Below are 25148 nucleotides of genomic sequence, written 5' to 3'. Positions count from 1 at the left end.
GGTGCCCCAGGTTACTGAGCAGAGCTCGCGGACCGAACATCGCCATCGCCCGTCTGGGCGGCCCTGCGCTCCACCAACGGCAGGGAACGCAGCTGCCGCTCCAGGTGCCACTGCAGGAGCGCGGCGATCAGCCCCGACCCTTCCCTGCGCGCGTTGCCGGTGGACCGCTCGGCGACCGGCCAGTTGCCGAGCTGCAGGGCGTTCATCAGCTCCAGCGTCTCCGCGGCGGGCGCCGCCGACCCAGCGGGCCTGCAGCGTGGGCACACCGCTCCCCCCGCCTGCACGGAGAAGCTCCGGTGCGGGCCAGGCTCGTTGCACCGCGCGCACTCGTTCACCGCCGGTGCCCATCCGGCGAAGCCCATGGCACGGATGAGGAAGGCGTCCAACACGAGCGAGGGATCCCGCTGACCGTCCGCGAGCGCCCGCAGAGCACCCGCCACCAGCAGGTACAGCCGCAGGACGGGTTCGCCCTCCTCCGCGGACATCCGGTCGGCGGTCTCCAGGATCGCGCACCCGGTGGTGTAGCGCTGGTAGTCGCCGATGATGCCTGCCCCGAACGCGTCGAGGGTTTGCACCTGGGTGATCACGTCGAGCGTGCGGCCGGTGTAGAACTGCACGTCGACGTGGGCGAACGGCTCCACCCGGGCTCCGAGGCGCGAGGTGGTGCGCCGCACGCCCTTGGCGACGGCCCGCACCTTCCCGTGCCGCTGCGTGACGAACGTGATGATGCGGTCGGCCTCCCCGAGCTTCTGCACCCGGAGCACGATCCCGGTGTCGCGGTAGAGGCTCACGGCCGGAGCTTACCGCCGACCTCCGACAGCCCCGGTCAGCCGAGGAAGTCCCCGACGGTCGTGGCGAACGACACCCGGTCGTCGAGGTACGGGTAGTGGCCGCTCGCGGGCTGCACGACCAGTTCGGCGTTCGGGAACAGGCCCGCGTACTCGGCGGCCCGCCCGGGCGGGAGGGCCACGTCGTACTCGCCTGCCAGCAGGAGGACCGGGGCGGTGAGGCCGACCAGTGCGGCGCGGGTGGCGTCCGGGTCGAGGGCGCCTTCCGAGTAGTACCCGAGAGCCGCCGTCTCGTTGGTCTCGGTCGCACCGGCGGCTTCGGTGGCCTGTGTCTCGTCGTCCCAGCGGCCGTGGAAGAACGGGGCGATGCCTGCCCAGTCGGCGTCGGTCGGGTCGCCTGCCCAGATGCGTTCGAACGCGGCGAACGCCTCCGGGAACCACGGCTCGTCGCGGCGCAGCTCGGCGAGCTCGCGCCGGTCCGCGTCGGTGATGTCGACGCCGACGACGCGGGGGCTCGGCGTGACCAGCACGAGCCTGCCGACGCGGTCGGGGTAGCGGGCCGCGTACAGCACCACGACCGCGGCACCCGCCGAGTGGCCGAGCAGGTCGATCCGTTCGAGCCCGAGGCCGGCCCGCAACGCCTCGACGTCGTCGACCAGGTGGTCGCACCGGTAGGTCGCGGGGTCCGTCGGCTCTGCCGACCCACCGGTGCCCCGCAGGTCGAGCAGGGCGAGCGACGGGAGCCCACCCAGGTCACCGAGGTAGGACGACGACCGCATGGGGCCACCGGGGACGCAGACCAGTGGTGGTGTCTCTCCGACGCGGTGGTACGTGAGCAGCGTGCCGTCGTGAGCGGAGAAGGTGACCATGGGGCGGATCCTAGGCGAGTTCAGAAACCCAGTCGCCGCAGTTGTTTCGGGTCACGCTGCCAGTCCTTGGCCACCTTCACGTGCAGGTGCAGGTACACCTTGCTGCCGAGCAGTGCCTCGATCTGCCTTCGGGCGGACGCGCCGACCTCTCGCAGGCGCTCTCCCTTGTGCCCCAGGACGATCCCCTTCTGGCTGTCCCGCTCGACGAACAGGTTCGCGTAGACGTCGAGCATGTCCTCGCGTTCCTCGCGGTCCAGGATCTCCTCGACGGTCACCGCGATCGAGTGCGGCAGCTCGTCGCGCACCCCCTCCAGCGCGGCCTCGCGGATCAGCTCCGCGATCAGCGTCGCCTCCGGCTCGTCGGTCAGCTCGCCGTCGGGGTACAGCTGCGGGCCCTCGGGAAGGCGCGACACGAGGACGTCCGCGACGGCGTCCACCTGGAAACCGTCCACCGCGGACACCGGGATGAGGTCCGCGAACTCCATCACGCCCTGGAGAGCCATCAGCTGGTCGGCGATCTGGTTCTTCGACGCGGTGTCCGTCTTGGTCACGACGCCGACGACCGGCGTGTGCCGGGACAGCTTCACCAGCTCGGCCGCGATGAACTTGTCGCCGGGCCCGATCTTCTCGTTGGCGGGCACGCAGAAGCCGATGACGTCCACTTCGGACCACGTGGCACGCACGACGTCGTTGAGCCGCTGGCCCAGCAGCGTGCGCGGACGGTGGAGTCCCGGTGTGTCCACGATGATCAGCTGCGAGTCGGGGCGCTGCACGATGCCGCGGATCGCGTGCCTGGTGGTCTGGGGCTTGCTGGAGGTGATGGCCACCTTGCTGCCGACGATCGCGTTGGTCAGCGTCGACTTGCCCGTGTTCGGCCGGCCAACGAAACAGGCGAAACCGGAGCGGTAGGTGGTCATCGGGCCATTGTCGTCCGGCCTCAGCGCAGCTCGCCCTTCGGGTCCGCCACCAGCAGTCGGGCATCGGGCGTCAGGTCGTCGACGACCGCGCGGTCCACCTCGAGCAGGTCCGTCACGACCGCGGCCGCCTCCAACGCGCTCGCCCCGCTCGACACCGCGGCCGCCACGGCCCCCTGCAGTGCCGTGAGCTGCAGTGACGGCAGGTCGACTGTCGTGGCGACGTACGTACGTCCGGTCTCGTCGCGAACGGCGGCGCCCTCCGCGACGCCCGCGCGTGCGCGTGCCGACCGGGCCAGGGTGATCAGCTTCGCGTCCTCGGGGTCGAGGTCAGCCACTCTCTGTCCTCTCCAGTTGCTCAGCGGGAACGTGCCGCACGACCACGGACGTGATCCGCATGCGGCCCCGGCCGTCCTTGCCGCCCTCGGCACGCATCTTGAGGCCCGCGATCTCCGCCTCGGTGCCCGGCAGCGGAACGCGGCCGAGCCGTTGGGCCAGCAGGCCACCGACGGTCTCGACGTCGGTGTCGTCCAGCTCGACACCGAACAGCTCGCCGAGGTCCTCGACCGGGAGCCGGGAGCTGACCCGGATCGCCCCGTCGTCGAGGTGCTCGACCGGTGGTCGGTCGTCGGTGTCGGACTCGTCGGTGATCTCGCCGACGATCTCCTCCAGGATGTCCTCGATGGTCAGCAGGCCCGCGGTGCCGCCGTACTCGTCGACGGCGATCGCCATGTGGTTGCGGGAGAGCTGCATCTCCTTGAGGAGGTCGTCGAGGCGCTTGGAGTCCGGCACGAACGTGGCCTCGGTCATCATCTCGTTGACCGTGCGGCGCTCGCCGCGCCCGTTCTGCGGGATGTCCATTGTGGCCTTGACCAGGTCCTTGAGGTTCACCACGCCGACGATCTCGTCCACGCTCTCCCCGATGACCGGGAGTCGCGTGTAGCCGGTGCGCAGCGAGAGGGCGAGCGCCTGCCGCACGGTCTTCGTGTGCTCGATCCACACCATCTCCGTGCGGGGCACCATGACCTCGCGGGCGATGGTGCCGCGCAGCTCGAACACCGAGTGGATCATCTCGCGCTCGCCCTCGTCCACGACGCCGCTCTCCTGCGCCATGTCGACCAGCTCACGCAGCTCGACCTCGGAGGAGAACGGGCCCTCGCGGAAGCCGCGGCCCGGCGTGATGGCGTTGCCGACGACGATCAGCAGCCGGGACAACGGCCCCAGCACGGTGCCGAGCACCCGCACCACACCGGCCGCGACGAGCCCGACGGAGTAGGGGTGCTGGCGGCCGAGCGTGCGAGGGCCGACGCCGACCAGCACGTACGACACGACGATCATGCTGACCGCGGCGACGAGACCCGCGACCGCGTTCGAGTCGATGATGCGCATGAACGCCACGGTGACGAGGACCGTGGCGGCAAGCTCGCAGCCCAACCGCAGCAGTAGCAGCAGGTTGATGTGCCTCGGCCGCTCGGAGACGACCGCGAGCAGCTGCCGCGCGCCGGTGCGGCCGGAGCGCAGGAGCCCGTCGACACGTGCCCGCGACACGGCCGAGATAGCGGCGTCCGCGCAGGCGAAGAATCCCGCCGCGACCACCAGGAGAACCGCGATCACCAACAGTCCCGCGGAGCTGCCCACCTTGTTGACCCCCGGGAGTTATTCCTGTTCGGGCTTGGGCTCCGGCTCGATCAAGCCGGCCGCGCCGAGCAGCTTGTCGTCCTCGCGGCGTTGCGCGGCGCGGCGTTGTGCCGCGGACCGCTCCGACTTGAAGTCCCCGAGAATGCGCTTCTGCAGCGTGAACATCTCGCGTTCCTCAGCCGGTTCCGCGTGATCGTAGCCGAGCAGGTGCAGTACACCGTGGACGGTCAGCAGGTGCAGCTCGTCCATGAGCGTGTGGCCTGCCTTGCGTGCCTGGTCGCGGGCGAACCGTGGGCACAGCACGAGGTCGCCGAGCAGCGTCGGCCCCGGATCGGGGGCGTCGGGCCTGCGGGCGGACTCGAGCTCGTCCATCGGGAACGCCATGACGTCCGTGGGGCCGGGCAGGTCCAGGTATCGCTCGTGCAGGTCGGCCATCTCGTCGAGCCCGACGAGCAGCACGGACAGTTCGGCGAGCCGGCTGACCCGCATGCGGTCCAGCGCGAACCGCGCGGCGGCCACGATCGACGACTCGTCGACCGCAACCCCCGACTCGTTGGCGATCTCGATACTCATGTTCAGCGACCTCGCCGCGCCTGCCCTCGGGGCCCGGACCGTCTCGCGTCCTGGTCGTCCTGCTGGTTGACGGCTGCCCAGCGGTCGTAGGCGTCGACGATCTCCCCGACCAGCTTGTGGCGCACGACGTCGTTGCTGGACAGCGTCGAGAAGTGCACGTCCTCCACGTCGCCGAGGATGCCCTGCACGACCTTGAGCCCGCTCTGCGTGCCGCCGGGCAGGTCGACCTGCGTGACGTCACCGGTGACGACGATCTTCGACCCGAACCCGAGGCGGGTGAGGAACATCTTCATCTGCTCCGGCGAGGTGTTCTGGGCCTCGTCGAGGATGATGAACGCCTCGTTCAGGGTGTTGTGCGTCAGCAGGTAGTCCTCGGTCACGTACAGGGAGTCCGCGGCCGCGACCTGAATGCAGACGGCGTCCTCGACCCCTGCCGGCTCGATCCTGTCGATGAACCGCATCGGACGCCCACCGCCAGAAGCACGGTACTTGTCCAGCTTGCGACCCAATCGGAATGGCTCGACTCCCACAGGCAGCCGAATGTCCATGACGTAGCTGTCATGGCGGTACGGAACGTCTCGGCCGTTCACCTTCCCGGGTCGCCTGGCCGCGGCGGGCCGCGACCGAACGTACGCCACACCGCCCAGTGACCGGACCAGCGCGAGTACGTCGTCCTTGAGCCGAGGAGAGGTCGTCCCGTACTGGATGCGGCAGGTGCGGTCCCGCTGGGTCACCGGCCCACCACCGGAGTCGAGCAAGCCCTGCAGAACGGCGAGCCGCACCTCGGCCGAGTTGTTCAGGTACAGCTCGGGTACGAACTTCGTGTGCGAGCTCGTCCCGCACAGCTCGAGGTCTCGCAGCACCTTGGTGATCGGGTTCGCGGTGGTCACCGACTCGCCAGGCCGGCGCACTCGATTGAGCACGTAGTCCGGTTCCGACTTCCATCGGGCCTGGATGCCTGGGACCAGGGCCCCAATGGCCTCGGCCAACTCCGGGTCCTGTGTGGCGACGGACGGCGTCGTCGATCCGGTCAGGCAGCCGTCACCGAGCAGCAAGCCGAGCACGTACGGGTCGATCGGGACTTCCCGCTCCGGCAGCGCCACCGGGCCACTCAGCAGGGGAAGCTCCCACCTCCGGTAGTGCGCGACACGGAGCTTGCCGACCAGCTCCTTCGTCTCGACAACACGCCACGGCTTACCACGCCGACTGTCGTCGCGCGTCTTGACCGCCCACAGATGGTCCTCCGAACAGAGAGTGGAGGCACCGTCCTGTGTGGTGAGCCGATAGATCTTCTTAGGCCCCTGAGGGTAGACGCCGAGAACCGGGGTTGGCTCACCATTGGACCCGATGACGAGGTCGCCTACCTCCAGTTCACCGATCGCGCGGAACCCGTCCGGGGTGAGCACCGGGGTGCCTACCGGCTGCGCCCGGCCACGCATGTACGCCAGCGGCGCGACCTCGATGGTGCCGGCCTGCATCAGGCGGGGGATCGAGTCGGGGTCGACCATGTCGTGCAGCGCGTCGTACAGGGGGCGCAGGTAGGGGTCGATCTTCTCGTAGAGCGTGCCGGGCAGGAACCCGAGCCGCTCCCCCGCCTCGACGGCGGGCCGGGTGAGGATGATGCGGTTGACCTGCTTGGCCTGCAGTGCCTGGACGGCTTTGGCCATGGCGAGGTAGGTCTTGCCGGTGCCTGCCGGGCCGATGCAGAAGACGACCGTGTGCTGGTCGATGGCGTCGACGTAGCGCTTCTGGTTGAGCGTCTTGGGCCGGATCGTGCGCCCCCGCCGGGACACGATGTCGAGGCTCAGCACCTCGGCAGGCGACTCGGTGCCGCCTGCCGACAACATGGCCACGGTCCGGCGCACGGCGTCCGGTCCGAGCTGCTGGCCGCGGCTCGCGAGGGTGACCAGCTCGGCGAAGACCCGGTCCGCGAACGCGACGTCACCCGGCTCGCCGGAGAGCGTGACCTCGTTGCCGCGAACGTGGATGTCCGCGGTGAGGAGCTCCTCGGCGACCTTCAGGTTCTCGTCCCGGCGCCCGAGTAGCGCGAGAACGGCCTCGTCGGGGATGGTGAACCGGGACTGGCCCGGTTTGGCTGGGGAGGTGGCAGAAGTGGGGGCGGCGCTCTGTCCGGCGTTACCCCGTGCGGTACCGGTCAATGCTTTCGGTCCTGCCTTCTGCGCCGTGGTGCGCCAACTCGTGCCGACTGTCGAGTTCGATGTTAGTCGTCCTCACCGACAGTTCGCATCGACGTTACTCGTGCTCAGTGGCTCGGGCGTCCGAAGAGGCCGAGCTGCTCGCCGCCGAGGACGTGCACGTGGGCGTGGAAGACCGTGCGTCCTGCGTCGTCCCCGGTGTTGAGGACGAGGCGGAACCCGGACTGGTCGATGCCCTCCTGCCTGGCCACCTGGACCCCGGTGGCGATGACGTCCGCGAGCTGCTGGGGCTCCTTGGCGAGGGCCTCCGCGTCCTCGTGGTGGGTGCGCGGTACCACCAGGACGTGCACTGCGGCCTGCGGGTTGATGTCGCGGAAGGCGTAGGTGGTGTCGGTCTCGAGCACCTTGGTGGAGGGGATCTCCCCGGCGATGATCTTGCAGAAGAGGCAGTCGCTCGCAGGCATGGCCGAAGGTTACTCGTCGAGGTCCGGGATGTCCTGACCGTCACGGTCCGCCCATTCGAGCAGTGGCGTCAGGTCGAACACGTGGTCATCGATCGTGGCATGAAGGTCACCCACCTCGGCGAACCTCGTGGGCACCGTGGCGATGGTGAACTCGCGTGGGTCGACATCGGCGACCTCGTCCCACCGAATGGGTGTCGAGACGCGTGCCTCGGGCACACCGATCACCGAGTAGGCGGACCGGATCGTGTGGTCGCGTGCGTTCTGGTTGTAGTCGACGAAGACGGACGAGGGGTCCCGGTCCTTGCGCCACCAGGAGAGATCGACCAGCCGGTCGGCCCGGCGCTCGACCTCGCGGGCGAAGGCGTGCGCGGCGCGCCGCACGTCGGCGAACCCCCACTCGGGTCGGATCCGCACGTAGATGTGCAGCCCCTTGCCACCGGAGGTCTTGGGAAATCCCACGGCCCCGAGCTCGTCGAGCACTTCCCGGGCGATGAGCGCGACCTCCCGCACGGACTGGAAGGAGGCGTCGGGCATGGGATCGAGGTCGATCCGCCACTCGTCCGGCTTCTCGGTGTCGGCACGCCGCGAGTTCCAGGGGTGGAACTCCACGGTGGACATCTGGACGGACCAGATGACGGAGCCGAGTTCGGTGACACACAGCTCGTCCGCATGGCGCCCGTACCGGGGAAAACTCACCCGCACGGTCTCCACCCAGGGCGGCGCCCCGCGGGGCAACCGCTTCTGGTGCACCTTCTCCCCGTCGACCCCTTCGGGGAAGCGATGCATCATGCATGGCCGTTCCCGCAGGGCATTGACGATCCCGGGCCCCACGGCCAGGTAGTACCGGGCGAGGTCGAGCTTGGTCTCCCCCCGAGCCGAGAAGTAGACCCGGCCCGGGTTGGTGACCCGCACGACCCGATCCCCGACCTCAAGCTCCTCGAAGGGCGCACCCGTACCAGCCACACCCCGAAAGGTACTGCGAAACCAGAAAAACGGCCCGCCACACCCCATGAAGCAACACCCACAAAGCAACTCCCCACAGCAACCAACGCACAAGGAACACCCGAACAACCAAAAGCAAACCACCCCCAACCCACCCACACACAAGCGATGGGAATGCGCGGCATGTTTGGGGCAGGAGGGATGCGAAGGGGTTTTTGGTGTGAGTTCCCCACCAGACAAGCCTCACATCACCACATCACCACCACACCCCGACCACCCACCCAAACCCCCACATTCACACCGCCTCCACACACAAACCCACACCCAGTCGAAACCCCGCCAGATCCCCAGACAGCCCATACCAATCCACCCAACCGCCAAACCAACAACCAACCCAACCCCCAACACCCAAGGACACGGCACCAGAGCGGCCGGTAGGGCAAACGGAAGAGCGGATTGCCAGCCATCTACAACAGAGACGGACACAGACACCCCACACGGCCCGGGCACCCAAGAGGCCAACGCCGAACACCCCGAACCGGATTCAGATCCCAAGGAGGCCGCGGCCGAAGGCACGCGGAGGGCCGAAGGCCCGAAAGGGTCTCACAAAGCAACCACGCTGGATCAAGCCCAAACGCACCGTGGGGGGTTCGGGGGGCTCGGCCCCCCGGCAGACACAAGGACGCCGGGAAGGTGCGCCAGCACCGAACAGGGATGAGGATGTCGCGTCGCGGTGAAGCCTGGGGGTCGCTCCACCGCGACGCGACGCCGCCGGACCGAGGGGGGAGGTGTCCGGCGGTAGATCTCTGGCGTCGCGCTGTTGAACAGCGTTGCTGTGCAAAGAGTAGACCGTTGTGCACTCTCAGCGCCAGCGTGGCGTCAGGACTCCGAGTGCGGCGATCGCTACCGCGGCGGCGGTGGATGCCCGTAGAACAGTGGGACCGAGCCGCGCTACCTGCGCTCCTGCCGTACGGAGGGTCTCGCTCTCGCTCTCGGAAATTCCCCCTTCGGGCCCCACGACGAGGACGAGGTCGCCTTCGGTCGGCATCGTGATGTCGCGTATACCGGCTTCCGCGGCCGCGTCAAGCAGTACGGTAACGGCGCTTTTCCTTATCAAATCAACTAGTTGGCGGGTTGTCACAGCCTCGGTGACCTCGGGGATCCATGCGCGGCGCGACTGTTTCGCGGCCTCGCGGGCGGTGCTTCGCCACCGCGCGAGCGCTTTGGCTCCGCGTGGTCCGTCCTCCCACTTGACGATGCTGCGCCCGGACCGCCACGGCACGATCACGTCGACGCCGGTTTCGGTGGCCAGCTCGACGGCCAGCTCGCCTCTGTCGCCTTTGATCAGTGCCTGTGCGAGAACGATTCGGGGCTGCGGTTGGGGTTCTGTCCAACTGCGTTGCACGTGCAGCCCAAGGGACTCCTTGCCTTGAACCGTTTCAACGACGCAGGCGGCCGCGGCTCCCCTGCCGTCGGCGATGACGAGCTCCTCGCCGGGCTGGAGTCTGCGCACGGCGGCGGCGTGCCGCCCCTCCGGTCCGTCGAGCACGGTGTGGCCGCTCGACGGGACGGCGTCGACGAGGAAGACGGGTGCGGTGTCGCTCAACGGTGACGGGCGCGGAGCCGGGAGAACAGCCCGCCGCCGCGGCCGTTGGTCGCCGAGACGATCTGGTCCTCCTCGCCGCGAATGCTCGCGAGCTCACGGAGAAGCTCGGTCTGCCGCGCGTCAAGCTTGCCGGGAACCTCGACCTCGACGTGCACGTGCAGATCGCCGCGACCGTCGACCCGACCGGACGAGCGCAGCCGTGGCAGCCCGTGCCCGGTGAGCAGCAGCTCGGTGTTCGGCTGGATCCCGGCGTCGAGTTCCAGCTCGACCGTGTCGTCGAGGGTCTCGAGCGGCAGGACGGCGCCGAGAGCCGCGGTGGTCATCGGGATGCGGACGGTGCAGTGCAGGTCCGCCCCGTTGCGTTCGAAGGTCGGGTGCGGCTGCTCGACGACCTCGACGTACAGGTCACCGGCGGGCCCGCCTCCTGGACCGACCTCACCCTGCCCGGAGAGCCGGACACGCATGCCGTCCGCGACCCCCGGCGGCACCTTGGCCGTGATGGTGCGCCGAGCGCGGACCCGGCCGTCGCCACCGCACTGGCGGCACGGGTCGGGGATGACCTCGCCGACGCCCCGGCAGACGGGGCACGGCCGCGCGGTGACGACCTGACCGAGGAACGACCGCTGCACGGACTGGATCTCGCCACGCCCGGCGCAGGTGTCACAGACCTGCGCGCCGGAGCCGTCGGCGGCACCCGCGCCACGGCAGACGTCGCAGAGGACGGCCGTGTCGACGGTCAGCTCACGCGTGACCCCGGTGTTGCACTCCTCGAGGCTGAGCTCGATGCGGATGAGGGCGTCGGACCCGGGCTGCACGCGGCTGCGCGGGCCGCGCCCGCCACCCATGCCACCCCCGAAGAAGGCGTCCATGATGTCGCCGAGCCCGAACCCGGCGAACGGGTCGCGGCCACCACCGCCACCGCCGTTGCCGAGGGGGTCGCCGCCCATGTCGACGATCTTGCGCTTCTGCGGGTCGGAGAGGACCTCGTAGGCCACGGTGACCTCACGGAAGCGTTCCTGGGCCCCTTCGTCGGGGTTGACGTCAGGGTGGAGCTCGCGCGCGAGCTTGCGGTAGGCGCGCTTGATCTCCTCGGACGTCGCGTCCTGGCGCACCCCGAGAGTGCCGTAGTAGTCCCTCGCCACCGTGTTCCCGTCCTCCTGGCCCGGCGCCCCGCCCGGCTCTCCCATGTGCTGCTTGCTGTCCGGATCTGCTATCGCCCGGACAGGATGTCTCCGACGTAGTTGGCGACCGCCCGTACCGCCGCGATCGTGCCCGGGTAGTCCATCCTGGTCGGCCCGACCACGCCCATGCCGCCGAGCAGCGTCTGGTGGGCGCCGTAGCCGATCGAGACGACTGAGGTGCTGCGCATCTCGGCTGCCTCGTTCTCCTCCCCGATCCGCACCGTAATGGTGCCAGGCGCGCGGGCGGCGGCGAACAGCTTGAGCACCACCACCTGCTCCTCGAGGGCCTCGAGGACCTGGCGCAGCGACCCGGGGAAGTCGGCCGCGTTGCGGGTGAGGTTGGCGGTGCCGCCGAGGACCAGCCGCTCCTCGGGGTGCTCCACCAACGACTCGACCAGCACGGTGGCCAGACGTGTCATGGCGTCCCGCAGGTCGGATGGAGCGTCCTCGATCAGCTCGCTGGCCTTGGCAGCCGCCTCCGTCAACGGGTTGTCAACGAGTGTGGCGTTCAGCATGTTCCGCATTCGCGAGACATTGTCCGCGGTGATGACGTCCCCGAGGTCGACGGTCCGCTGCTCGACCCGTCCGGCGTCGGTGATCAGCACGAGCATCACCCGAGCAGGCGTGAGCTGCACCAGTTCGATGTGCCGGACTGTCGAGTGGCTCAGCGTCGGGTACTGGATCACCGCGACCTGCCGCGTGAGCTGGGCCAACAGGCGGACGCTGCGCCGCATGACGTCATCGAGGTCGATGGCGCCTTCGAGGAACAGCTGGATGGCCCGCCGCTCGGCCCCCGACAGCGGCTTGACCTCGGTCAACCGGTCGACGAACAACCGGTAGCCCTTGTCGGTGGGTACCCGCCCGGCACTGGTGTGCGGTTGGGCGATGTACCCCTCCTCCTCGAGCGAGGCCATGTCGTTGCGCACGGTGGCGCTAGAGACCCCGAGATTGTGCCGCTCGACGATCGCCTTGGAGGCAACCGGCTCCTGGCTGGAGACGTAGTCGGCCACGATCGCCCGAAGCACGGCGAACCGCCGCTCGTCACTACTCGCCATCAGGTCACCTCCCGTCTTCACCACAAGTTTACGGAGGTGCGGCCGAGTACCGATCGTTCCGGTACCGAATGTGACGGTTTACAGGCGCGTGACCACCCCCAACGGGCTCACGAAAGCTCACCGTGACCGACGCAACACCAGCCCCGAACCTGGCGGGGAGACACCCCGGCCGATGCACAAGATCACCAGGTCATCCCTCCCATCCACAGTGATGTGCTGCCGACCGGCACCGGCAGCACCGGACAGCTCCAAGGGCCAACGAGCCCACCAGACCAGCCGGCCCGGCGAAGCCCACCACCAGCCGACCGAGCCAACCCACCCCTGCCAACCCAGCCAACCGACTGACTCAGCCCTTCGTGCCACCCCAGCCAACCAACTGACAACCCACCGTGCCAACCGAGCCAAATCCACCAAGCCGACCCGCTGAGCCAACTCCGCTGAGTTATGGCACAAAGAGCCGAGGCACGCAGAGCCAAGGCCGCCGAACCAACCCCGCCAAGCCGATGCACGCAGAGCCACTCACACCGAACCAACCCCGCCGAACCAACCCCGCCAAGCCGATGCACGCAGAGCCGAGTACTCGGAGCCGAAGACCGCTGAGCCGAGGTCCGCTGGACCAACCCCGCAGAGCCGAAGTCCACTGAGCCGAAGACCGCTTGGCCAACCCCCGCTTAGCCGGGCGCCGAGCCGAGGGCCGCCGAGCCGAGGGCCTGTTGCCTGATCAAGGGCCTAACGCCCCGGATAGGCGCGACATCCCAAAGCCCTTCCCATCCGCCGAAGGCCGCTACGTAAGCCGATCTTCAACTTCCCGCCGAGCCAGAACTGCAGTCGAACCGCCACTCGATCCCGATGCGAGGCCGGGGCGACGTTCATGGCCTCGTAGGTGAGGAGCGTCCCCCGAGGATGCGGGCCAAACCGATAAACCGCTCGAAACTTGAACCCGCCCTGGAACGAGAAGTACCCCCGCGCGGCATCGACGCACACCGTTCCGCCCCGGTGCGAGCCGTAGAAGAGCGCGAACTCTTCTGGTCCACCCCGAAGGGACGCCTTTCCCATCAGCCGTCCGGCTCCGGGGAGTACCTGTAAGAGCGGAGCGTTGCGCGCTCCGACAGGTCCTTCCGAGGCGACCAGCAGCACTTCGGCCACCCTCTCCGGCGTCGCCTCGATCACCCCCGTACCAACCCAACCCTGTTGCCCCACGGCCACAACCTCCCATCAATGAACTCGAATTCCCGGAAGACCATCGAACAAGAACCCACAGCGCGTATCACGCCCACAGGCACGCCACCGAGCCGGGATTCCTTGCCACAAGTGGAGATCCACAAGAACGGAAGTCAGAACTCGCCCAGGTAAAGCCAGAGTGGTCGGCAGTGTGGGCGCGGTTCCGGACCAGCAGCGGCGACGACTCCCAACCGCTCACCGTTCCGAAGACCAGGCCACTCCGCCAGCCCTGACAAGCCCGTTCCCGCCCGACTCCTTACTTGCGCTTCCACCTAACCCACTTCCGCCCCGCCAACCCACTTCCGCTCCCGCCCAACCCGCTGCCGCGCCAACCCGCTCCTGCCCGACCTCTTGCTGCCGCTCCCCAAACCCGCTCCCGCCCAACCCCCTCAATACCGCCTCCCGCCCAACGACCTCCGTCACCCCCGCGGTGTCGACCCGTTCTCGCCCAATCCCTTGCTGCCGCCCCCGAAACCCCCGCTCCCGCCCAACCCCTCAATGCCGCCCGCCCAACCTGCTCCCGCTCAACCCTGTGCAGCCGCCCCCAACCCGCTCCCGCTCGGCCCCTTGAGGGGCCAGTCAGGAGGGGTCCGAGAGGTGGTCGCGAAGGGCGTCCGGCATCGGGAGCTGACCCTGACGAGCTTGCGTCGTATGCCGCTCCCGCCCCACCCGCTCCCGCCCACGTCCCTGGCTCCCCCTCCGGGCCGGCTCCTAGCCACGGAACAGAATTCGATTCACTGCCTCTCCCAAGTCTCCTTCGCCGGCTTCGGCTCGCCAGGCCACGAACCCGTCCGGTCGCACCAGCACCGCGCCGTCGTCCGTGATCCCGTAGGCCTTGCCGAATCGGCCCTCCGGGTCGTCCAGGTCGTGTCCCACGCAGTAGGTCTCCACGTGAACCTCGACGTCCGCGGCAGCCGCCAGCCACTTGTCGGCGGTGGCGCCTGCCAGGAGCACGAACCCTCGGCCGAACAAGTCGCGGGTGGACACGTCCCGTCCGTCCCACCGCAACGGGACGTGTGGCGCACGGGAGCCGGGCCGGGCCGTGGGTTCTTCCGGGTTCTCCAACGTGGTCATGTCGTCGTTCGGCTCCAGGTCCACCGCGGACGACAGGTGCCGGTAGCCGAAGAACAACGTCGACACCGGCTCGACCGGTGCGGTCAGCGAGCCGTCGTCGAGGTCCGGCCGCATCCGCTGTACGAACGCCGCATACTGCTGCTCTACGACGACGTCCGCGTAGGGACGCCGCTCCGGATCGTGGCTGTCCAGCAGTTCCGGTCCGGCCTCTCCCTTCACCACCATCGCCAACTTCCACGCCAGGTAGTACCCGTCCAGGACTGCCGTGTTCCCCCCGAGTCCGCCGGTGGGCGGCATGACGCGCACCGCGTCACCGATCAGGTGCACCCGGCCACTCGAGAACCGGTCCGCGACCTGGACCGCCGTGTGCCCGTTGGTCACGCCGTCCGTCACCAGCACGGGCTCCAGGTCCGGTACGCCGGTCGCCGTGCGGATCAGTGCCTCCCAGTCCGTCTCCGTGACGTCCTCGCGATAGCCCACCGCCAGTGCGTACCGGTTGGGCTCGTCAGTGCTCACGACCACGCCGGCACCGCCCGGCAGTTCGGGGTTCTGCAGGTAGTACAGCCCGAACCCCGGTCGGTCGAGATCCGCGTCGAAGACCACGCCGATCGAACGGCCCAGCTCGCCCCGGCCGTGTGTGCCGATCCCCAGTGCGTGCCGGATCGGGCTCCGGTGCCCGTCCGCGGCGACCAGGTAGTCGGCGCGCACGCGGTACTCACCCGTCTCATCGCGTAACACCGCGTGGACCTCGAAGTCGTCCTGCTCGAAGGACACCAGTTCGGTACCGAACCGGACGTCCGCGCCCAGCTCGCGAGCCCGGTGCAGCAGGATCGGCTCCTCCATCTCCTGGCTGACGTTGGCCCAGCCCTCGGGACTCAGGGCGCTGAAGTCGGGGTTGCCGTCGACCAGCATGTCGTTGAAGACACGCCCCGTCACGCTCTCGCACACGACTATGTGGAAGGGACCGGGTGGGCTCTCCTCGATCATGACGTCGGCCACGCCCGCCGCCCGCAGCGCCTCCATGGTGTGCGGGAACTGGCCGCGTGCCTTCGGGTAGATCGACGTCGTCGGATGTCGCTCGACGACCAGGCAGCGCACTCCGTGTACGCCGAGGAACATCGCGGCGGACAGGCCCGCGAGACCAGCGCCGACCACCAGCACCGGAGTTCGCTCGTCAACCATCACTACTCCTAACGAACGGTGTTCGTTGTTGTCGAACACCGTTCTACGCGCGAACGGTGTTCGTGTCAAGTACAGTGTTCGACATACTCACGGGGAGGTGCATCGTGGAGGCCGAATGGCCCAGGTCGCGACGACCAACGCCGCGTCGGACGCTCAGCCAGGACCTGGTCGTCGACACGGCGCTCGAGCTGCTGGGCAGGGGAAGCCTGGACACCGTGAGCATGCGGCGGGTCGCCCAGGAGCTCGGCACGGGACCCGCGTCGCTGTACGCGCACGTCAGCAGCAAAGAGGACCTCCACGAGCTGATGCTCGACCGACTGCTCGGCAGGCTGCCGCGTCCGGAGCCGGACCCCGACACGTGGACCGAGCAGCTCCTCGACATGGCCAGGGCGCAGCTGAAGATGCTGACGTCCTATCCCGGCATCGCGCGGGTAGGGCTCGAGACCGTCGTGCCCACCGGGCCGAACGCGCTTGCCTACGGCGAGGCGGTGCTGGCGGTCCTGCGCGCGGGCGGCCTGCCCGACCGGATCGCGGTGTTCGCCTTCGACACGCTGTCCCTGTGGTGTTCGGCGTTCGCCTACGAGATCAGCGCCATCCGGACCGGCGAGTTCGACGCGGACGCGATCACGGCCCGCGGCAGGGAGATCAGCGCCTACATGGCCGCCCGACCCGCCCAGTTCCCCAACCTGATCGGAGTCGGACAGCTACTCTCCGAGGCGACGGCCGAGGAGCGGTTCGAGTTCGCGCTCGACGTGTTCCTCGCCGGCCTGATGAGTGCCTTCGAGCCGAGGAGACGAGACGGATGACCAGACGGGTCGGGCTTGTGCTGTGGGCGGCGGTCGGCGTGGTCGTCGCCGCGTTCGCGGCCGTCACCGTTCTCGCCGTCGTGACCTACGACGGGCCAGGCACGGCGTCCCGGCCGCTGGTACCGGAGGTCCCCCGCTCGAGCGTGTGCCTGAACAAGGTGATCCTGTACTTCGAGACCGACGACGAGATGCGGGACGCAGCCGCGAGGTTACGGACCCACCCCCAGGTCGAGTCGCTGATCATGGAGACGAAGGCCGAGGCGTACGAACGGTTCAAGAAGATCTTCGCCGACCAGCCGGAGCTGGTGGAGCTGGCACGTCCCGAGGCCCTTCCCGCTTCGGTCACGATCCGCCCCACCCCGGGGACCGACGCGGATCGCCTGTCCAAACGCCTCGCCGCCGACTTCGGCCGCCTCGACGACGACGCGATGGCGTTGCCGTGCAGGCCGAAGTAGTCACCGACGGCGGAACCTCTCGTGTGGCGTGATGTCGAGGAGTCGGTGGGTCGCTCCGTCCTCTGTCGTGTGGTGTCCGGAGTGGATGCTGGAACGGGAGGACAGTGATGAGTGACCACGTGGTGCACTTCGAGATCGCCGGCGCGAAACCCGGCGAGCTGCGCGAGTACTACGCCGGGTTGTTCGGCTGGGAGTACCAGGTGGGGGACGCGTCCACCGACGCCGTGTCGCGGCCGGGGGAGTACGGGTTCGTCACCAATGCCGGGCTGAACGGGGGCGTCGGCGGCGGGGAGGGCTTCTCGCCCGGCGTGCTGTTCTACGTCGGTGTGCCGGATGTCGAGGCGGCACTTCGGAGGGCCGAGGAGCTGGGCGGCAGGCGCGTGCTGGGGCCGGTGCGGTCCGGCGGCTTCGCCGTCGGGCAGTTCACCGATCCGGAGGGCAACCTGGTCGGTGTCGCCGGCACGGAGGAGGCCCCGTGAAGTACCTCGTCATGATCTACGGGAACCCACGGAACTGGGAGCACCCCATGTTCCGCCAGGATCCCGGGTTCCTCGCACTGTCACCGGAGGAACGGGACGTCGTCGCACGGGAGGCCGACGAGTTGTGGGCCGAGATCGAACAGTCCGGTGAGTTCGTCGCCGGGGTGGCGTTGGCGGATCCGGCGCTCACCAGGCACGTGCGTGGACGTGACGGCGTGCCGGTGACCACCGACGGGCCCTACCTCGAGGCCAAGGAGCAGCTCGCGGGGTACTTCGTGCTCGACTGTGAGACTCCCGAACGGGCCGCGGAGCTCGCGGCGCGCTTTCCCGACGCGCGGTTCGCGGCCGTCGAGGTGCGGCCGATCATGGACATGGCAGGGCAGGAGATGTGACCGGGCTCGAGGACCTGCTGCGCGGCCTCGCGCCGCAGGTCCTCGCCGCGGTCGTGCGCCGGTACCGGGACTTCGAGGCGGCCGAGGACGCCACCCAGGAGGCACTGCTCGCGGCCGCCACGCACTGGCCGGTCGACGGGCTGCCCGAACGACCCGAGGCCTGGCTGATCACCGTGGCCGCGCGGAAGCTGACCGACCAGTGGCGCAGCGAACAGGCCTCCCGGCGGCGTGAGAGCCAGGCTCCCCCACCGCCCGCGCCTGGGGCCGACGAGCCGCCCGCGGGCGACGACACGGTGATGCTGCTGGCATTGTGCTGCCACCCGAGCTGACGCCCGCCTCGCAGATCGCGTTGACGCTGCGGGCGGTCGGCGGCCTCACGACGGCTGAGATCGCGCGGGCGTTCCTCGTACCGGAGGCGACGATGGCGCAGCGGATCTCGCGGGCCAGGCAGAAGATCAGGGCCAGTGGCGCCAGGTTCACCGTGCCTTCGGACATGAACCCTGTGCTGCACGTCCTCTACCTGATCTTCAACGAGGGGTACACCGCCTCGTCCGGGCCGTCGCTGCACCGTGCGGAGCTGGCACGGGAGGCGATACGGCTCACCCGGATCGTGCACGCCCTGCTGCCCTCGGACGGGGAGGTGGCCGGACTCCTCGCGTTGATGCTGCTCACCGACGCGCGGCGGCCTGCTCGCACCCGCGCCGACGGCAGCCTCGTGCCACTCGCGGAGCAGGACCGTTCACTCTGGGACCGAGCGCTGGTCGACGAGGGGCTGGCATTGGTGCGGTGGGCGCTCCAGCACACTCGGGTCGGCGTCTACCAGGTGCAGGCGGCGATCGCGGCGGTTCACGCGGAGGCCGGGACCGCCGGGCAGACCGACTAGCCGGAGGTGGTGGGCCTGTACCGGCTGCTGTCGTCGCTCGACCCCAGCCCCGTGGTGACGCTGAACCAGGCGGTGGCGGTCGCGATGGTGGACGGACCGGAGGCCGGCCTGGCGGAGCTGACGACGCTCGCCGACGACGAGCGGATGGCGGGGCATCACCGGCCGCACGCGGTGCGGGCACATCTGCTGGAGATGGCCGGTTCGCTCGCGGCGGCAAAACAGGAGTACCAGCTGGCGGCGAGGCTGACGACGAGCGTGCCGGAACAGCGCTACCTGCGAGAACGCGCCGGCAGACTGCCCTGACAAAGCGGCACGGCAGGTTCCCGCACGCGGTGGCCCCCGACGGTCGGCGGTGTGGCCGTGAACGTCATCGAGCGCGCCCGCTGGGGAGCCGGATGGCCGAACGTCGGGCCGGCTGTCAGGTCAGGCGGCGGACTACCGCGTCGGCCAGGAGGCGGCCTCTTCTCGTCAGGACACACCGCCCGAAGCGGCCGTTCACTCCCGCAAGGGCCGCTTCGTCCAGTAGACCCTCGTCCGCGGCGCGTCGTGCTTCTGCCTGAGCCTCGACGGGAAGGACGTCCACCGGGAGGCCGTCAACCAGACGGAGCTCCAGCATCACCCGTTCCAGGTGGCGGTCCTCGGCCGTCAGGGTCTCCCTCGCCGCCGCCGGGGACCTGCCCCCTGCCAGCAGCGCGGCGTGGCGGGCCGGGTGCTTCACGTTCCACCAGCGGACGCCGCCCACGTGGCTGTGGGCGCCAGGACCCACCCCCCACCAGTCGGCGCCGTGCCAGTAGCCCATGTTGTGTTGGCACCAGGCCTTGGGCTCACTCGCCCAGTTCGAGACCTCGTACCAGTGCAGGCCGGCCGACGACAGTGCCTCGTCCACCTGCTCGTAGCGGTCCGCCAGGACGTCGTCGTCCGGGTGCGGGAGGTCGCCTCTTGCTATTCGGCGGGCCAGTGCCGTGCCCTGCTCCACTATCAGGGCATACGCCGACACGTGGTCCACGCCAGCCTCCAGGACCGCGTCCAGCGACCGGGTCAGGTCGTCCGGCGTCTCGCCCGGGGTGCCGTAGATCAGGTCCAGGTTCACGTGGTCGAAGCCGGCCCTTCTCGCCTCGCGGGCCGCCTCCGTGGGTCGGCCTGGCGTGTGGACCCTGTCCAGCACCGACAGGACGTGTGGCGCGGCCGACTGCATGCCCAGGGAGATCCTCGTGTACCCCGCCTCGCGCAGTGCCTCGAAGAACTCCGGGGACGTCGACTCCGGGTTGGACTCCGTGGTCACCTCGGCGTCCGGGGCCAGCCCCACGGTCTCACGGATCGCCGACAGGATCTCCGTGAGCGGGGCCGCGCCCAGCAGGGACGGGGTGCCGCCGCCTACGAAGACCGTGTCCGCCGCGGGTGGGGTGCCCAGGACCTCCGCCGCCAGGGCCAGTTCACGGTGGACGGCCGCCAGCCACGAACTCGGGGAGCCGGGCGACAGCTCCGACGCCGTGTACGTGTTGAAGTCGCAGTAGCCGCAGCGTGTGGCACAGAACGGCACGTGCACGTACACGCCGAACGGCCGCCGCCCGAGTCCGTGCAACGCCGACTCGGGCAGAGCACCGTCTTCCGGCGCTTCGTCGCCGTCTGGGAGTGCTGAGGGCACGTCCTCAGTATCTCAGCGCCACACGACCAGCGTGACCACGGACAGGCCCGCCGCGATCACCAGGAACACGAAGCCGAACAGCGGGGCCCTGCGCCACCACGGCGTGTGCCGGTCCAGCGCGAACCGACCCGGGCCGGTGAACAGCAGACCGAAGGCGGTCGCCGCGTAGATCATCTCCAGCTCGACGGTGCCCAGGAACAGGTTCCAGTCGCCCTTCACCACGATGACGTTCGCCATCACGGCCAGGATGGCCGCGGCGCCCGCCGGAAAGAACAGGCCCAGCACGACCAGGACACCGCCGGCCGTCTCGCTGACGGCCACCACCCAGGACAGGACGCCCGGCTCGGTGAAGCCGAAACCGCTGAGCAGCTCCCTGGTGTTGTTCATGCCGCCGGCATCGGTGAACCAGCCGAACAGCTTGTCCAGGCCGTGCGCGACGAACAGCCCGCCGAGCGCCAGCCGCAGCACCAGCAGGCCGAAGTCGAGACCCCGGTGCCACTCGGGCCTCGTGGACCTCGGGGTCGTCTCGGGCTCGGTGGGATCCGTCTCGGCGAAGCCGGAGAAGTTCGTGGTCGGAGCGTTCGAGTACGAGGTGTCGTCGTCGAAGAAGGAGGACGAGCCCCCGCTCGACGGCCCGAAGCTCTGCGTCGTGGACGAGTCGCCGGTGGTGTAGAAGCCACGGTCGTCTTCAGTGCTCACCCAGCGGAGGGTAGGGCATCCGCCGAACGGGTGGCGGTACAACCTCGCGATTAGTAGTCGCCGTGTACCACGTTGTGGAGCGGCTCCCCGGCGGCGAACCTCGCGATCTCCGCCGCGACCACGCGGTACGCCCGCTCCTGGTAGCCCTCGACGCTCGCCGCCACGTGCGGGGTGAGCAGCAGGTTGGGGGCCGTCCACAGCGGATGTCCCCGCGGCGGCGGCTCCGGCTCGGTCACGTCCAGCGCCGCGCGCAGCCTCCCGGCGACCAGCTCCGCCACCAGGGCGTCCGTGTTCACGACCTTGCCCCGCGCCGCGTTCACCAGTACGGCGTTGTCCCGCATCCTGGACAGGAACGCGGCGTCGACCATGCCCGTGGTGGCCGCCGTCAGCGGCACCATCAGCACGACCGCGTCGTGTGAGCCGAGCAGGTCGGGCACCTCGTCGATGCCGTGCACGCCGTCTCGCGCCCGATATCCGACCAGTGTTGTCCGGGCATCGCACGCGTCCAGCCTGCGCTTCAGCTGGGTGCCGAGATCTCCCGCGCCGATGACCAGCACCCGCTTGTCCAGCAGTGTCTCCGTCGGCGTGCGTTCCCACGTTCGGGCGACGCGGCCTCGCTCGAACGGGATCAGGTCCCGGTACACGGCGAGCAACACGGTCAGCGCCCACTCCGCCGTGCTGCCACCGTGGGCACCTCGGGCAGTGGACAGCGTGACGTTCGGCGGCACCTTGCCGATCCAGTTCTCCGCACCGGCCGTGAGCAGCTGGATCAGCCGCAGGTGCGGCAGGCGCGCCGCGAGTGCCGCCGGGTCCGACTCGACCAGGAAGCCGGGCACCAGCACCTCGGCGTGTTCCAGCAGGTCATCGGCCGACTCGTACCGCACGACGTCGATGCCGTCCACGCCGGACAGCGCGGCCTCGCCCGCCTCGTCGGGCACCAACACGGTGATCACACCAGGCACACTACTTACCCGAGGTTCACGGCCGCGCCCCTAGCGTGGACGCATGTCCTCGAGGTCACGCATGCTCGTCGCGAGCGTGCTCGGCGGTGTGCTGCTCACCGCCGGGTGCGCCACGTTCGCGGAGCAGCCGCCGGCCGACAGCTGGCAGCCGCAGGAGCAGCTGACCCCGCAGGGCGGCCCGGAGCCGCAGGTCCCCGGCCAGAACAAGCCGGAGGAGGAAGGTGCGGGCGGGGGCAACGCCCCGACGGAGATCCCGCCCCCGGACGGCTGCACCGACTACAACCCGACCGTCATCGGCACCTGCCTCGACACCGTGACCGCGGTCGCGGCGCTCCCCGGGGACGGCAACGACCCGACCGCCCTGGTCGGCGAGCGGCGCAGCGGGCGGATCCTGCGGGTCAAGCACGGCGCCGAGCCGGAGGTCATCGCGACCGTCCCGGTGGACGGGAGCACGGACGGCGGTCTCACGGGGCTCGCCCTCTCCCCCACCTACACCGAGGACCAGCTGATCTTCGCCTACGTCACGACCGCGAGCGACAACCGCGTGGTGCGGATCGCGCCGGGTGACGTGCCGAAACCGGTCATCACCGGCATCCCGCGCGGCGCGACGAACAACCGGGGCGCGCTCGCGCTCGACCGCACCGGCGCCCTGCTCCTCGCCACCGGCGACACCGGGAACCCGCAGGCCGCGGGCGACCTGAACTCACTCGCGGGCAAGATCCTGCGGTTCGACGCGTCCGGACAACCCGCACAGGGCAACCCGACCAAGGGCTCACTGGTCATCGCCAGCGGGCTGCGGGCACCCGGCGGGGTCTGCACCTCCGTGAACGGCCCGGGCGCCTGGGTCACGGACCGCGCCGCGACCCAGGACGTCCTGTACCGGATCGAGCCGGGCAAGCAGATGTCCTCCCCCGCCTGGACCTGGCCGGACCGGCCGGGCGTGGCGGGCTGTGCGTCGACGATCACCGGCGTGCTGGTGGTCATGTCGACGGCAGGCAACGCGCAGCGCCTGCCCCTCGCGTCCGATGGGTCGTTCTCCGGCAAGCCCGAGATCACCCTCGACAAGACCGCGGGCTTCGGCCTGCTCGGCGGCGTGGACGCCATCAACGACCAGGTGGCGGTCGCGGGCACCGTCAACAAGGACGGCGGCGCCCCCGTGTCGAGCGACGACCGCGCCTTCGTGATCGCGGTGGCCGGTGGCGGCGGCTCGGGCGGCCCCGACTAGAGCCGGTTGAACCAGGTCAGCACCTGCGGCAACGCGACACGTGCCGAGGTGAAGTGGTCGACCGCGCCCACGTTCACGACGCGGCTGTCCCTGGTGTTGTGTGCGCCGAGGTCCTCCAGGCAGCTCGTCGCGTTGTCGGACACGACGTCCCGGTCGGCGGTGCCCGCGTACAGGCGCACCGGCACGCTCGGCCGCCACTCGCACGGGTCGTCGTTGGCCGCGAGGACCTCGGCGAGGCCGCCGTCGGGGTGCGCGAGCCTGGCCAGGAACTCGTTGGTGAACAGCTCCTCCGGTGTGTGCGGGAGCGTGGCCACGACCTCGCCCTCCTGGTGGTCGCTGTCGAACATCGACTCCACCACCTGGTCGTACGGCGCGCGGAACGCCTCGGACGGCGAGTCGTAGATGGGGTGGACGCGGTTCCACGCCGTGATCGCGTAGCCGAGGTACATCGTCGCGCTGATGCCGTCGAGCCGTCCGTCGAGCGCGGCGGGCATTTCCTGGCCCCGGATGTCGTACGGGCCCGCGATGCCCGCGATGGCACCGAGGTCGAACTCCCGCGAGCGCTGCAGCGCCCTGCCGACGATCATCGACGCCTGGCCGCCCTGTGAGAAGCCGCTGACCAGCACGCGTCCGTCGAGCTTCCTGCCCGTCCGCGCGGCGAGGGAGCGGGACGCCCGCAACGCGTCCGTCGTCGCCGTGACGGTCGGCTCGGACAGCATGTACGGGTGGTGCCCCGGACCGGTGCCGAGTCCCAGGTAGTCCGGCGCCACGGTCGCGAACCCGGAACCGGCGAACAGCACCGCCGCCGCCCGGTCGAGGTTGTCCGAGACCGAGCCGGTGTCGCCGCGGAACACGCGGGTGCCGTGCAGCCACGCGACCGCGCGGAACGTGTGGTCGCGGCCGTTCGGCAGGACGGTCAGCGCGCTCGCGGTCGTGGGTCGTCCGTCCACACCGACCGTCCGGTAGGTCAGCAGGTAGAGGTCCACGCCGTTGCGGACCGCCGAGGTGTCCAGCTCGTAGCCGGCCAGGTAGTCGACGACCTCCTGGCGGGGCAGGCGGTCGATCACTTCCGCGGACACCAGGTGCCCCTCGGACCGGTGTTCGACGGCGGTGGGAGCGGGCGCCGCCATGGCAACACCGGGCAGGAGCATGCCCGCGCACAGCACCGCCGCGATCACCCTTGTTTTTCGCATTCCGTTTCCTCCCAATGGTTTTCCGATGGGAGAACCCTGCCGCGCCGAGGCCGGGAAGGGGATGGGGCAGGCAGGCGGAAACACACTGGGGCCAGCCCTACCGCTTCTGTGTGCGCTCCGTGTGGCGCGGTTCCCTAACCTCCTCGCCCGGATGACCACCGCGACTCGAGGGGTGTCGTGTCTGTGGTCATCTTCCCTTTTTCCCTTCACTACCAAGGAGAATCGTGTCCGCAATCTCGGCTGGGCCGTCCACTTCGACGGCCGTTCGCCGGCCCGGCCTGCTCACCGCGGCCCTGGGCATCGTCGTGGTCACCGCGCTCGCGGCCATCGCAAACGGCGTCATGATCGCCACCGGGGGCAAGGAGCTGATCAAGGAGCTGCTGGAGAACGCGGGCCTCGGCCAGCTCTCCGACGCCGACCTGGACCTGGCCTCGCAGCTCGCAGGCTACGACTCGCTCGACGGCTTCGTCAGCGCCTTCACCACGCGGGGCTACCTCGTGGCGGGTGCGGGTGTCGCCCTGCTGCTGTTCGGCCTCTGCATGACCAAGGCCGCGACGTGGGCCCGGATCATGGTGACCCTCTCGTCGGTCGGCGTCATGGTCTTCAGCATGGTCGTGCTCGCCGACGAGACCAACGGCACCATGGCCGGTCTGTCGCTGCTCGCCATCGTCGGCGGCATCCTGGCGATCATCTTCACGTGGCTGCCCGCCAACGGCCGCTACGCGAAGGCCGTGCGCTGACCGGGA

At 69.6% G+C, this 25148-nt stretch carries 23 protein-coding genes and 2 pseudogenes; 7 read left to right on the top strand and 18 right to left on the bottom strand.

The features are described 5' to 3' along the window. Positions 1 to 11: 11 nt before the first annotated feature. The 14 genes and pseudogenes from recO to CLV71_RS13890 form a co-directional block, all read right to left on the bottom strand. Positions 12 to 791 (bottom strand): DNA repair protein RecO, encoded by a 780-nt coding sequence (recO, locus tag CLV71_RS13950; RefSeq protein WP_133903113.1) that lies wholly within the window; start codon positions 789 to 791, stop codon positions 12 to 14. A 35-nt stretch (positions 792 to 826) separates the two neighbouring features. Continuing rightward, positions 827 to 1657, bottom strand: coding sequence for an alpha/beta fold hydrolase (locus CLV71_RS13945; RefSeq protein WP_133903112.1), 831 nt, complete (start codon positions 1655 to 1657; stop codon positions 827 to 829). 20 nt (positions 1658 to 1677) lie between these two features. Further along, positions 1678 to 2574 carry a GTPase Era gene (era, locus tag CLV71_RS13940; RefSeq protein ID WP_133903111.1) on the bottom strand — a complete coding sequence of 299 codons (897 nt, stop codon included), beginning with the start codon at positions 2572 to 2574 and terminating at the stop codon, positions 1678 to 1680. A 20-nt stretch (positions 2575 to 2594) separates the two neighbouring features. After that, positions 2595 to 2909: a cytidine deaminase gene (locus tag CLV71_RS13935; protein ID WP_133903110.1), complete on the bottom strand. Its 315-nt coding sequence runs from the start codon at positions 2907 to 2909 to the stop codon at positions 2595 to 2597. Then, a complete protein-coding gene (locus tag CLV71_RS13930; protein ID WP_133903109.1) occupies positions 2902 to 4209 on the bottom strand; it encodes a hemolysin family protein in 1308 nt (435 codons plus the stop codon). Before CLV71_RS13930 ends, CLV71_RS13935 begins: the two co-directional genes overlap by 8 nt. A gap of 18 nt (positions 4210 to 4227) precedes the next feature. After that, complete coding sequence (ybeY, locus tag CLV71_RS13925; protein ID WP_133903108.1) at positions 4228 to 4782, bottom strand: rRNA maturation RNase YbeY; 555 nt, start codon at positions 4780 to 4782, stop codon at positions 4228 to 4230. 2 nt (positions 4783 to 4784) lie between these two features. Further along, positions 4785 to 5243, bottom strand: a complete 459-nt coding sequence (locus CLV71_RS49270; RefSeq protein ID WP_424923879.1) for a PhoH family protein — start codon at positions 5241 to 5243, stop codon at positions 4785 to 4787. A 966-nt stretch (positions 5244 to 6209) separates the two neighbouring features. Then, positions 6210 to 6941 (bottom strand): annotated as a pseudogene (locus CLV71_RS49260) (PhoH family protein); the annotation flags it as partial. A 104-nt stretch (positions 6942 to 7045) separates the two neighbouring features. Continuing rightward, a complete protein-coding gene (locus CLV71_RS13915; protein ID WP_133903107.1) occupies positions 7046 to 7402 on the bottom strand; it encodes a histidine triad nucleotide-binding protein in 357 nt (118 codons plus the stop codon). A 9-nt stretch (positions 7403 to 7411) separates the two neighbouring features. After that, a complete protein-coding gene (locus CLV71_RS13910; protein WP_133903106.1) occupies positions 7412 to 8365 on the bottom strand; it encodes a DNA polymerase domain-containing protein in 954 nt (317 codons plus the stop codon). Positions 8366 to 9206: 841 nt separating this feature from the next. Next, the gene (locus tag CLV71_RS13905) at positions 9207 to 9950 is read right to left on the bottom strand and encodes a 16S rRNA (uracil(1498)-N(3))-methyltransferase (protein ID WP_133903105.1); all 744 of its coding nucleotides are present in this window, start codon (positions 9948 to 9950) and stop codon (positions 9207 to 9209) included. After that, positions 9947 to 11092 carry a molecular chaperone DnaJ gene (gene dnaJ / locus CLV71_RS13900; RefSeq protein ID WP_133903289.1) on the bottom strand — a complete coding sequence of 382 codons (1146 nt, stop codon included), beginning with the start codon at positions 11090 to 11092 and terminating at the stop codon, positions 9947 to 9949. Before dnaJ ends, CLV71_RS13905 begins: the two co-directional genes overlap by 4 nt. Before the next feature lie 68 nt (positions 11093 to 11160). Beyond that, a complete protein-coding gene (hrcA, locus tag CLV71_RS13895; protein ID WP_133903104.1) occupies positions 11161 to 12186 on the bottom strand; it encodes a heat-inducible transcriptional repressor HrcA in 1026 nt (341 codons plus the stop codon). Positions 12187 to 14118: 1932 nt separating this feature from the next. After that, positions 14119 to 15663, bottom strand: a complete 1545-nt coding sequence (locus tag CLV71_RS13890) for an FAD-dependent monooxygenase (RefSeq protein ID WP_133903103.1) — start codon at positions 15661 to 15663, stop codon at positions 14119 to 14121. A gap of 104 nt (positions 15664 to 15767) precedes the next feature. Between CLV71_RS13890 and CLV71_RS13885 the strand changes: the two genes are divergently transcribed. The 5 genes and pseudogenes from CLV71_RS13885 (at position 15768) to CLV71_RS13865 (ending at position 18981) form a co-directional block, all read left to right on the top strand. Next, the gene (locus CLV71_RS13885) at positions 15768 to 16469 is read left to right on the top strand and encodes a TetR/AcrR family transcriptional regulator (RefSeq protein WP_166664081.1); all 702 of its coding nucleotides are present in this window, start codon (positions 15768 to 15770) and stop codon (positions 16467 to 16469) included. After that, the gene (locus CLV71_RS13880; protein ID WP_133903102.1) at positions 16466 to 16924 is read left to right on the top strand and encodes a permease-like cell division protein FtsX; all 459 of its coding nucleotides are present in this window, start codon (positions 16466 to 16468) and stop codon (positions 16922 to 16924) included. Before CLV71_RS13885 ends, CLV71_RS13880 begins: the two co-directional genes overlap by 4 nt. Positions 16925 to 17031: 107 nt before the next feature. Next, positions 17032 to 17403, top strand: a complete 372-nt coding sequence (locus CLV71_RS13875; RefSeq protein ID WP_133903101.1) for a VOC family protein — start codon at positions 17032 to 17034, stop codon at positions 17401 to 17403. Continuing rightward, on the top strand, positions 17400 to 17795 hold the full coding sequence (locus CLV71_RS13870) for a YciI family protein (protein WP_133903100.1): 396 nt from the start codon (positions 17400 to 17402) through the stop codon (positions 17793 to 17795). Before CLV71_RS13875 ends, CLV71_RS13870 begins: the two co-directional genes overlap by 4 nt. Further along, a pseudogene (locus CLV71_RS13865) lies at positions 17792 to 18981 on the top strand (RNA polymerase sigma factor). Before CLV71_RS13870 ends, CLV71_RS13865 begins: the two are co-directional and overlap by 4 nt. 115 nt (positions 18982 to 19096) lie before the next feature. On the opposite strand, the gene hemW reads toward CLV71_RS13865, so the two are convergent. Genes hemW through CLV71_RS13850 form a run of 3 tightly spaced genes read right to left on the bottom strand, consistent with a single transcriptional unit; the run spans position 19097 to position 21975 of the window. Next, positions 19097 to 20323, bottom strand: a complete 1227-nt coding sequence (gene hemW / locus CLV71_RS13860; protein WP_133903099.1) for a radical SAM family heme chaperone HemW — start codon at positions 20321 to 20323, stop codon at positions 19097 to 19099. A 12-nt stretch (positions 20324 to 20335) separates the two neighbouring features. Then, on the bottom strand, positions 20336 to 21022 hold the full coding sequence (locus tag CLV71_RS13855) for a DoxX family protein (protein ID WP_166664080.1): 687 nt from the start codon (positions 21020 to 21022) through the stop codon (positions 20336 to 20338). A gap of 50 nt (positions 21023 to 21072) precedes the next feature. Next, on the bottom strand, positions 21073 to 21975 hold the full coding sequence (locus CLV71_RS13850) for an NAD(P)-dependent oxidoreductase (protein WP_243866426.1): 903 nt from the start codon (positions 21973 to 21975) through the stop codon (positions 21073 to 21075). Positions 21976 to 22027: 52 nt separating this feature from the next. On the opposite strand from CLV71_RS13850, the gene CLV71_RS13845 reads away from it, so the two are divergent. Beyond that, entirely contained in the window at positions 22028 to 23209 is a 1182-nt protein-coding gene (locus CLV71_RS13845) for a PQQ-dependent sugar dehydrogenase (protein ID WP_133903097.1), read from the top strand. Here the strand turns inward: CLV71_RS13845 and CLV71_RS13840 are convergent. Continuing rightward, entirely contained in the window at positions 23206 to 24402 is a 1197-nt protein-coding gene (locus tag CLV71_RS13840; RefSeq protein ID WP_208297542.1) for an alpha/beta hydrolase, read from the bottom strand. The genes CLV71_RS13845 and CLV71_RS13840 overlap by 4 nt on opposite strands. 224 nt (positions 24403 to 24626) lie before the next feature. On the opposite strand from CLV71_RS13840, the gene CLV71_RS13835 reads away from it, so the two are divergent. Continuing rightward, on the top strand, positions 24627 to 25142 hold the full coding sequence (locus CLV71_RS13835) for a hypothetical protein (protein WP_133903096.1): 516 nt from the start codon (positions 24627 to 24629) through the stop codon (positions 25140 to 25142). Positions 25143 to 25148 lie beyond the last annotated feature (6 nt).

The sequence above is a fragment of the Actinophytocola oryzae genome (genome assembly GCF_004364325.1).
GTDB lineage: Bacteria > Actinomycetota > Actinomycetes > Mycobacteriales > Pseudonocardiaceae > Actinophytocola > Actinophytocola oryzae.
This window is presented reverse-complemented; position numbering and strand designations above follow the sequence as displayed.

Excerpts from the sequence above, each read along its gene's own strand:
- CLV71_RS49270 (WP_424923879.1), bottom strand. The coding sequence starts at position 5,243 with ATGCGGTTCATCGACAGGATCGAGCCGGCAGGGGTCGAGGACGCCGTC.
- hrcA (WP_133903104.1), bottom strand. The coding sequence starts at position 12,186 with ATGGCGAGTAGTGACGAGCGGCGGTTCGCCGTGCTTCGGGCGATCGTG.
- CLV71_RS13945 (WP_133903112.1), bottom strand. The coding sequence starts at position 1,657 with ATGGTCACCTTCTCCGCTCACGACGGCACGCTGCTCACGTACCACCGC.
- ybeY (WP_133903108.1), bottom strand. The coding sequence starts at position 4,782 with ATGAGTATCGAGATCGCCAACGAGTCGGGGGTTGCGGTCGACGAGTCG.
- CLV71_RS13840 (WP_208297542.1), bottom strand. The coding sequence starts at position 24,402 with ATGCGAAAAACAAGGGTGATCGCGGCGGTGCTGTGCGCGGGCATGCTC.
- CLV71_RS13845 (WP_133903097.1), top strand. The coding sequence starts at position 22,028 with ATGTCCTCGAGGTCACGCATGCTCGTCGCGAGCGTGCTCGGCGGTGTG.
- CLV71_RS13880 (WP_133903102.1), top strand. The coding sequence starts at position 16,466 with ATGACCAGACGGGTCGGGCTTGTGCTGTGGGCGGCGGTCGGCGTGGTC.
- era (WP_133903111.1), bottom strand. The coding sequence starts at position 2,574 with ATGACCACCTACCGCTCCGGTTTCGCCTGTTTCGTTGGCCGGCCGAAC.
- CLV71_RS13875 (WP_133903101.1), top strand. The coding sequence starts at position 17,032 with ATGAGTGACCACGTGGTGCACTTCGAGATCGCCGGCGCGAAACCCGGC.
- CLV71_RS13890 (WP_133903103.1), bottom strand. The coding sequence starts at position 15,663 with ATGGTTGACGAGCGAACTCCGGTGCTGGTGGTCGGCGCTGGTCTCGCG.
- CLV71_RS13915 (WP_133903107.1), bottom strand. The coding sequence starts at position 7,402 with ATGCCTGCGAGCGACTGCCTCTTCTGCAAGATCATCGCCGGGGAGATC.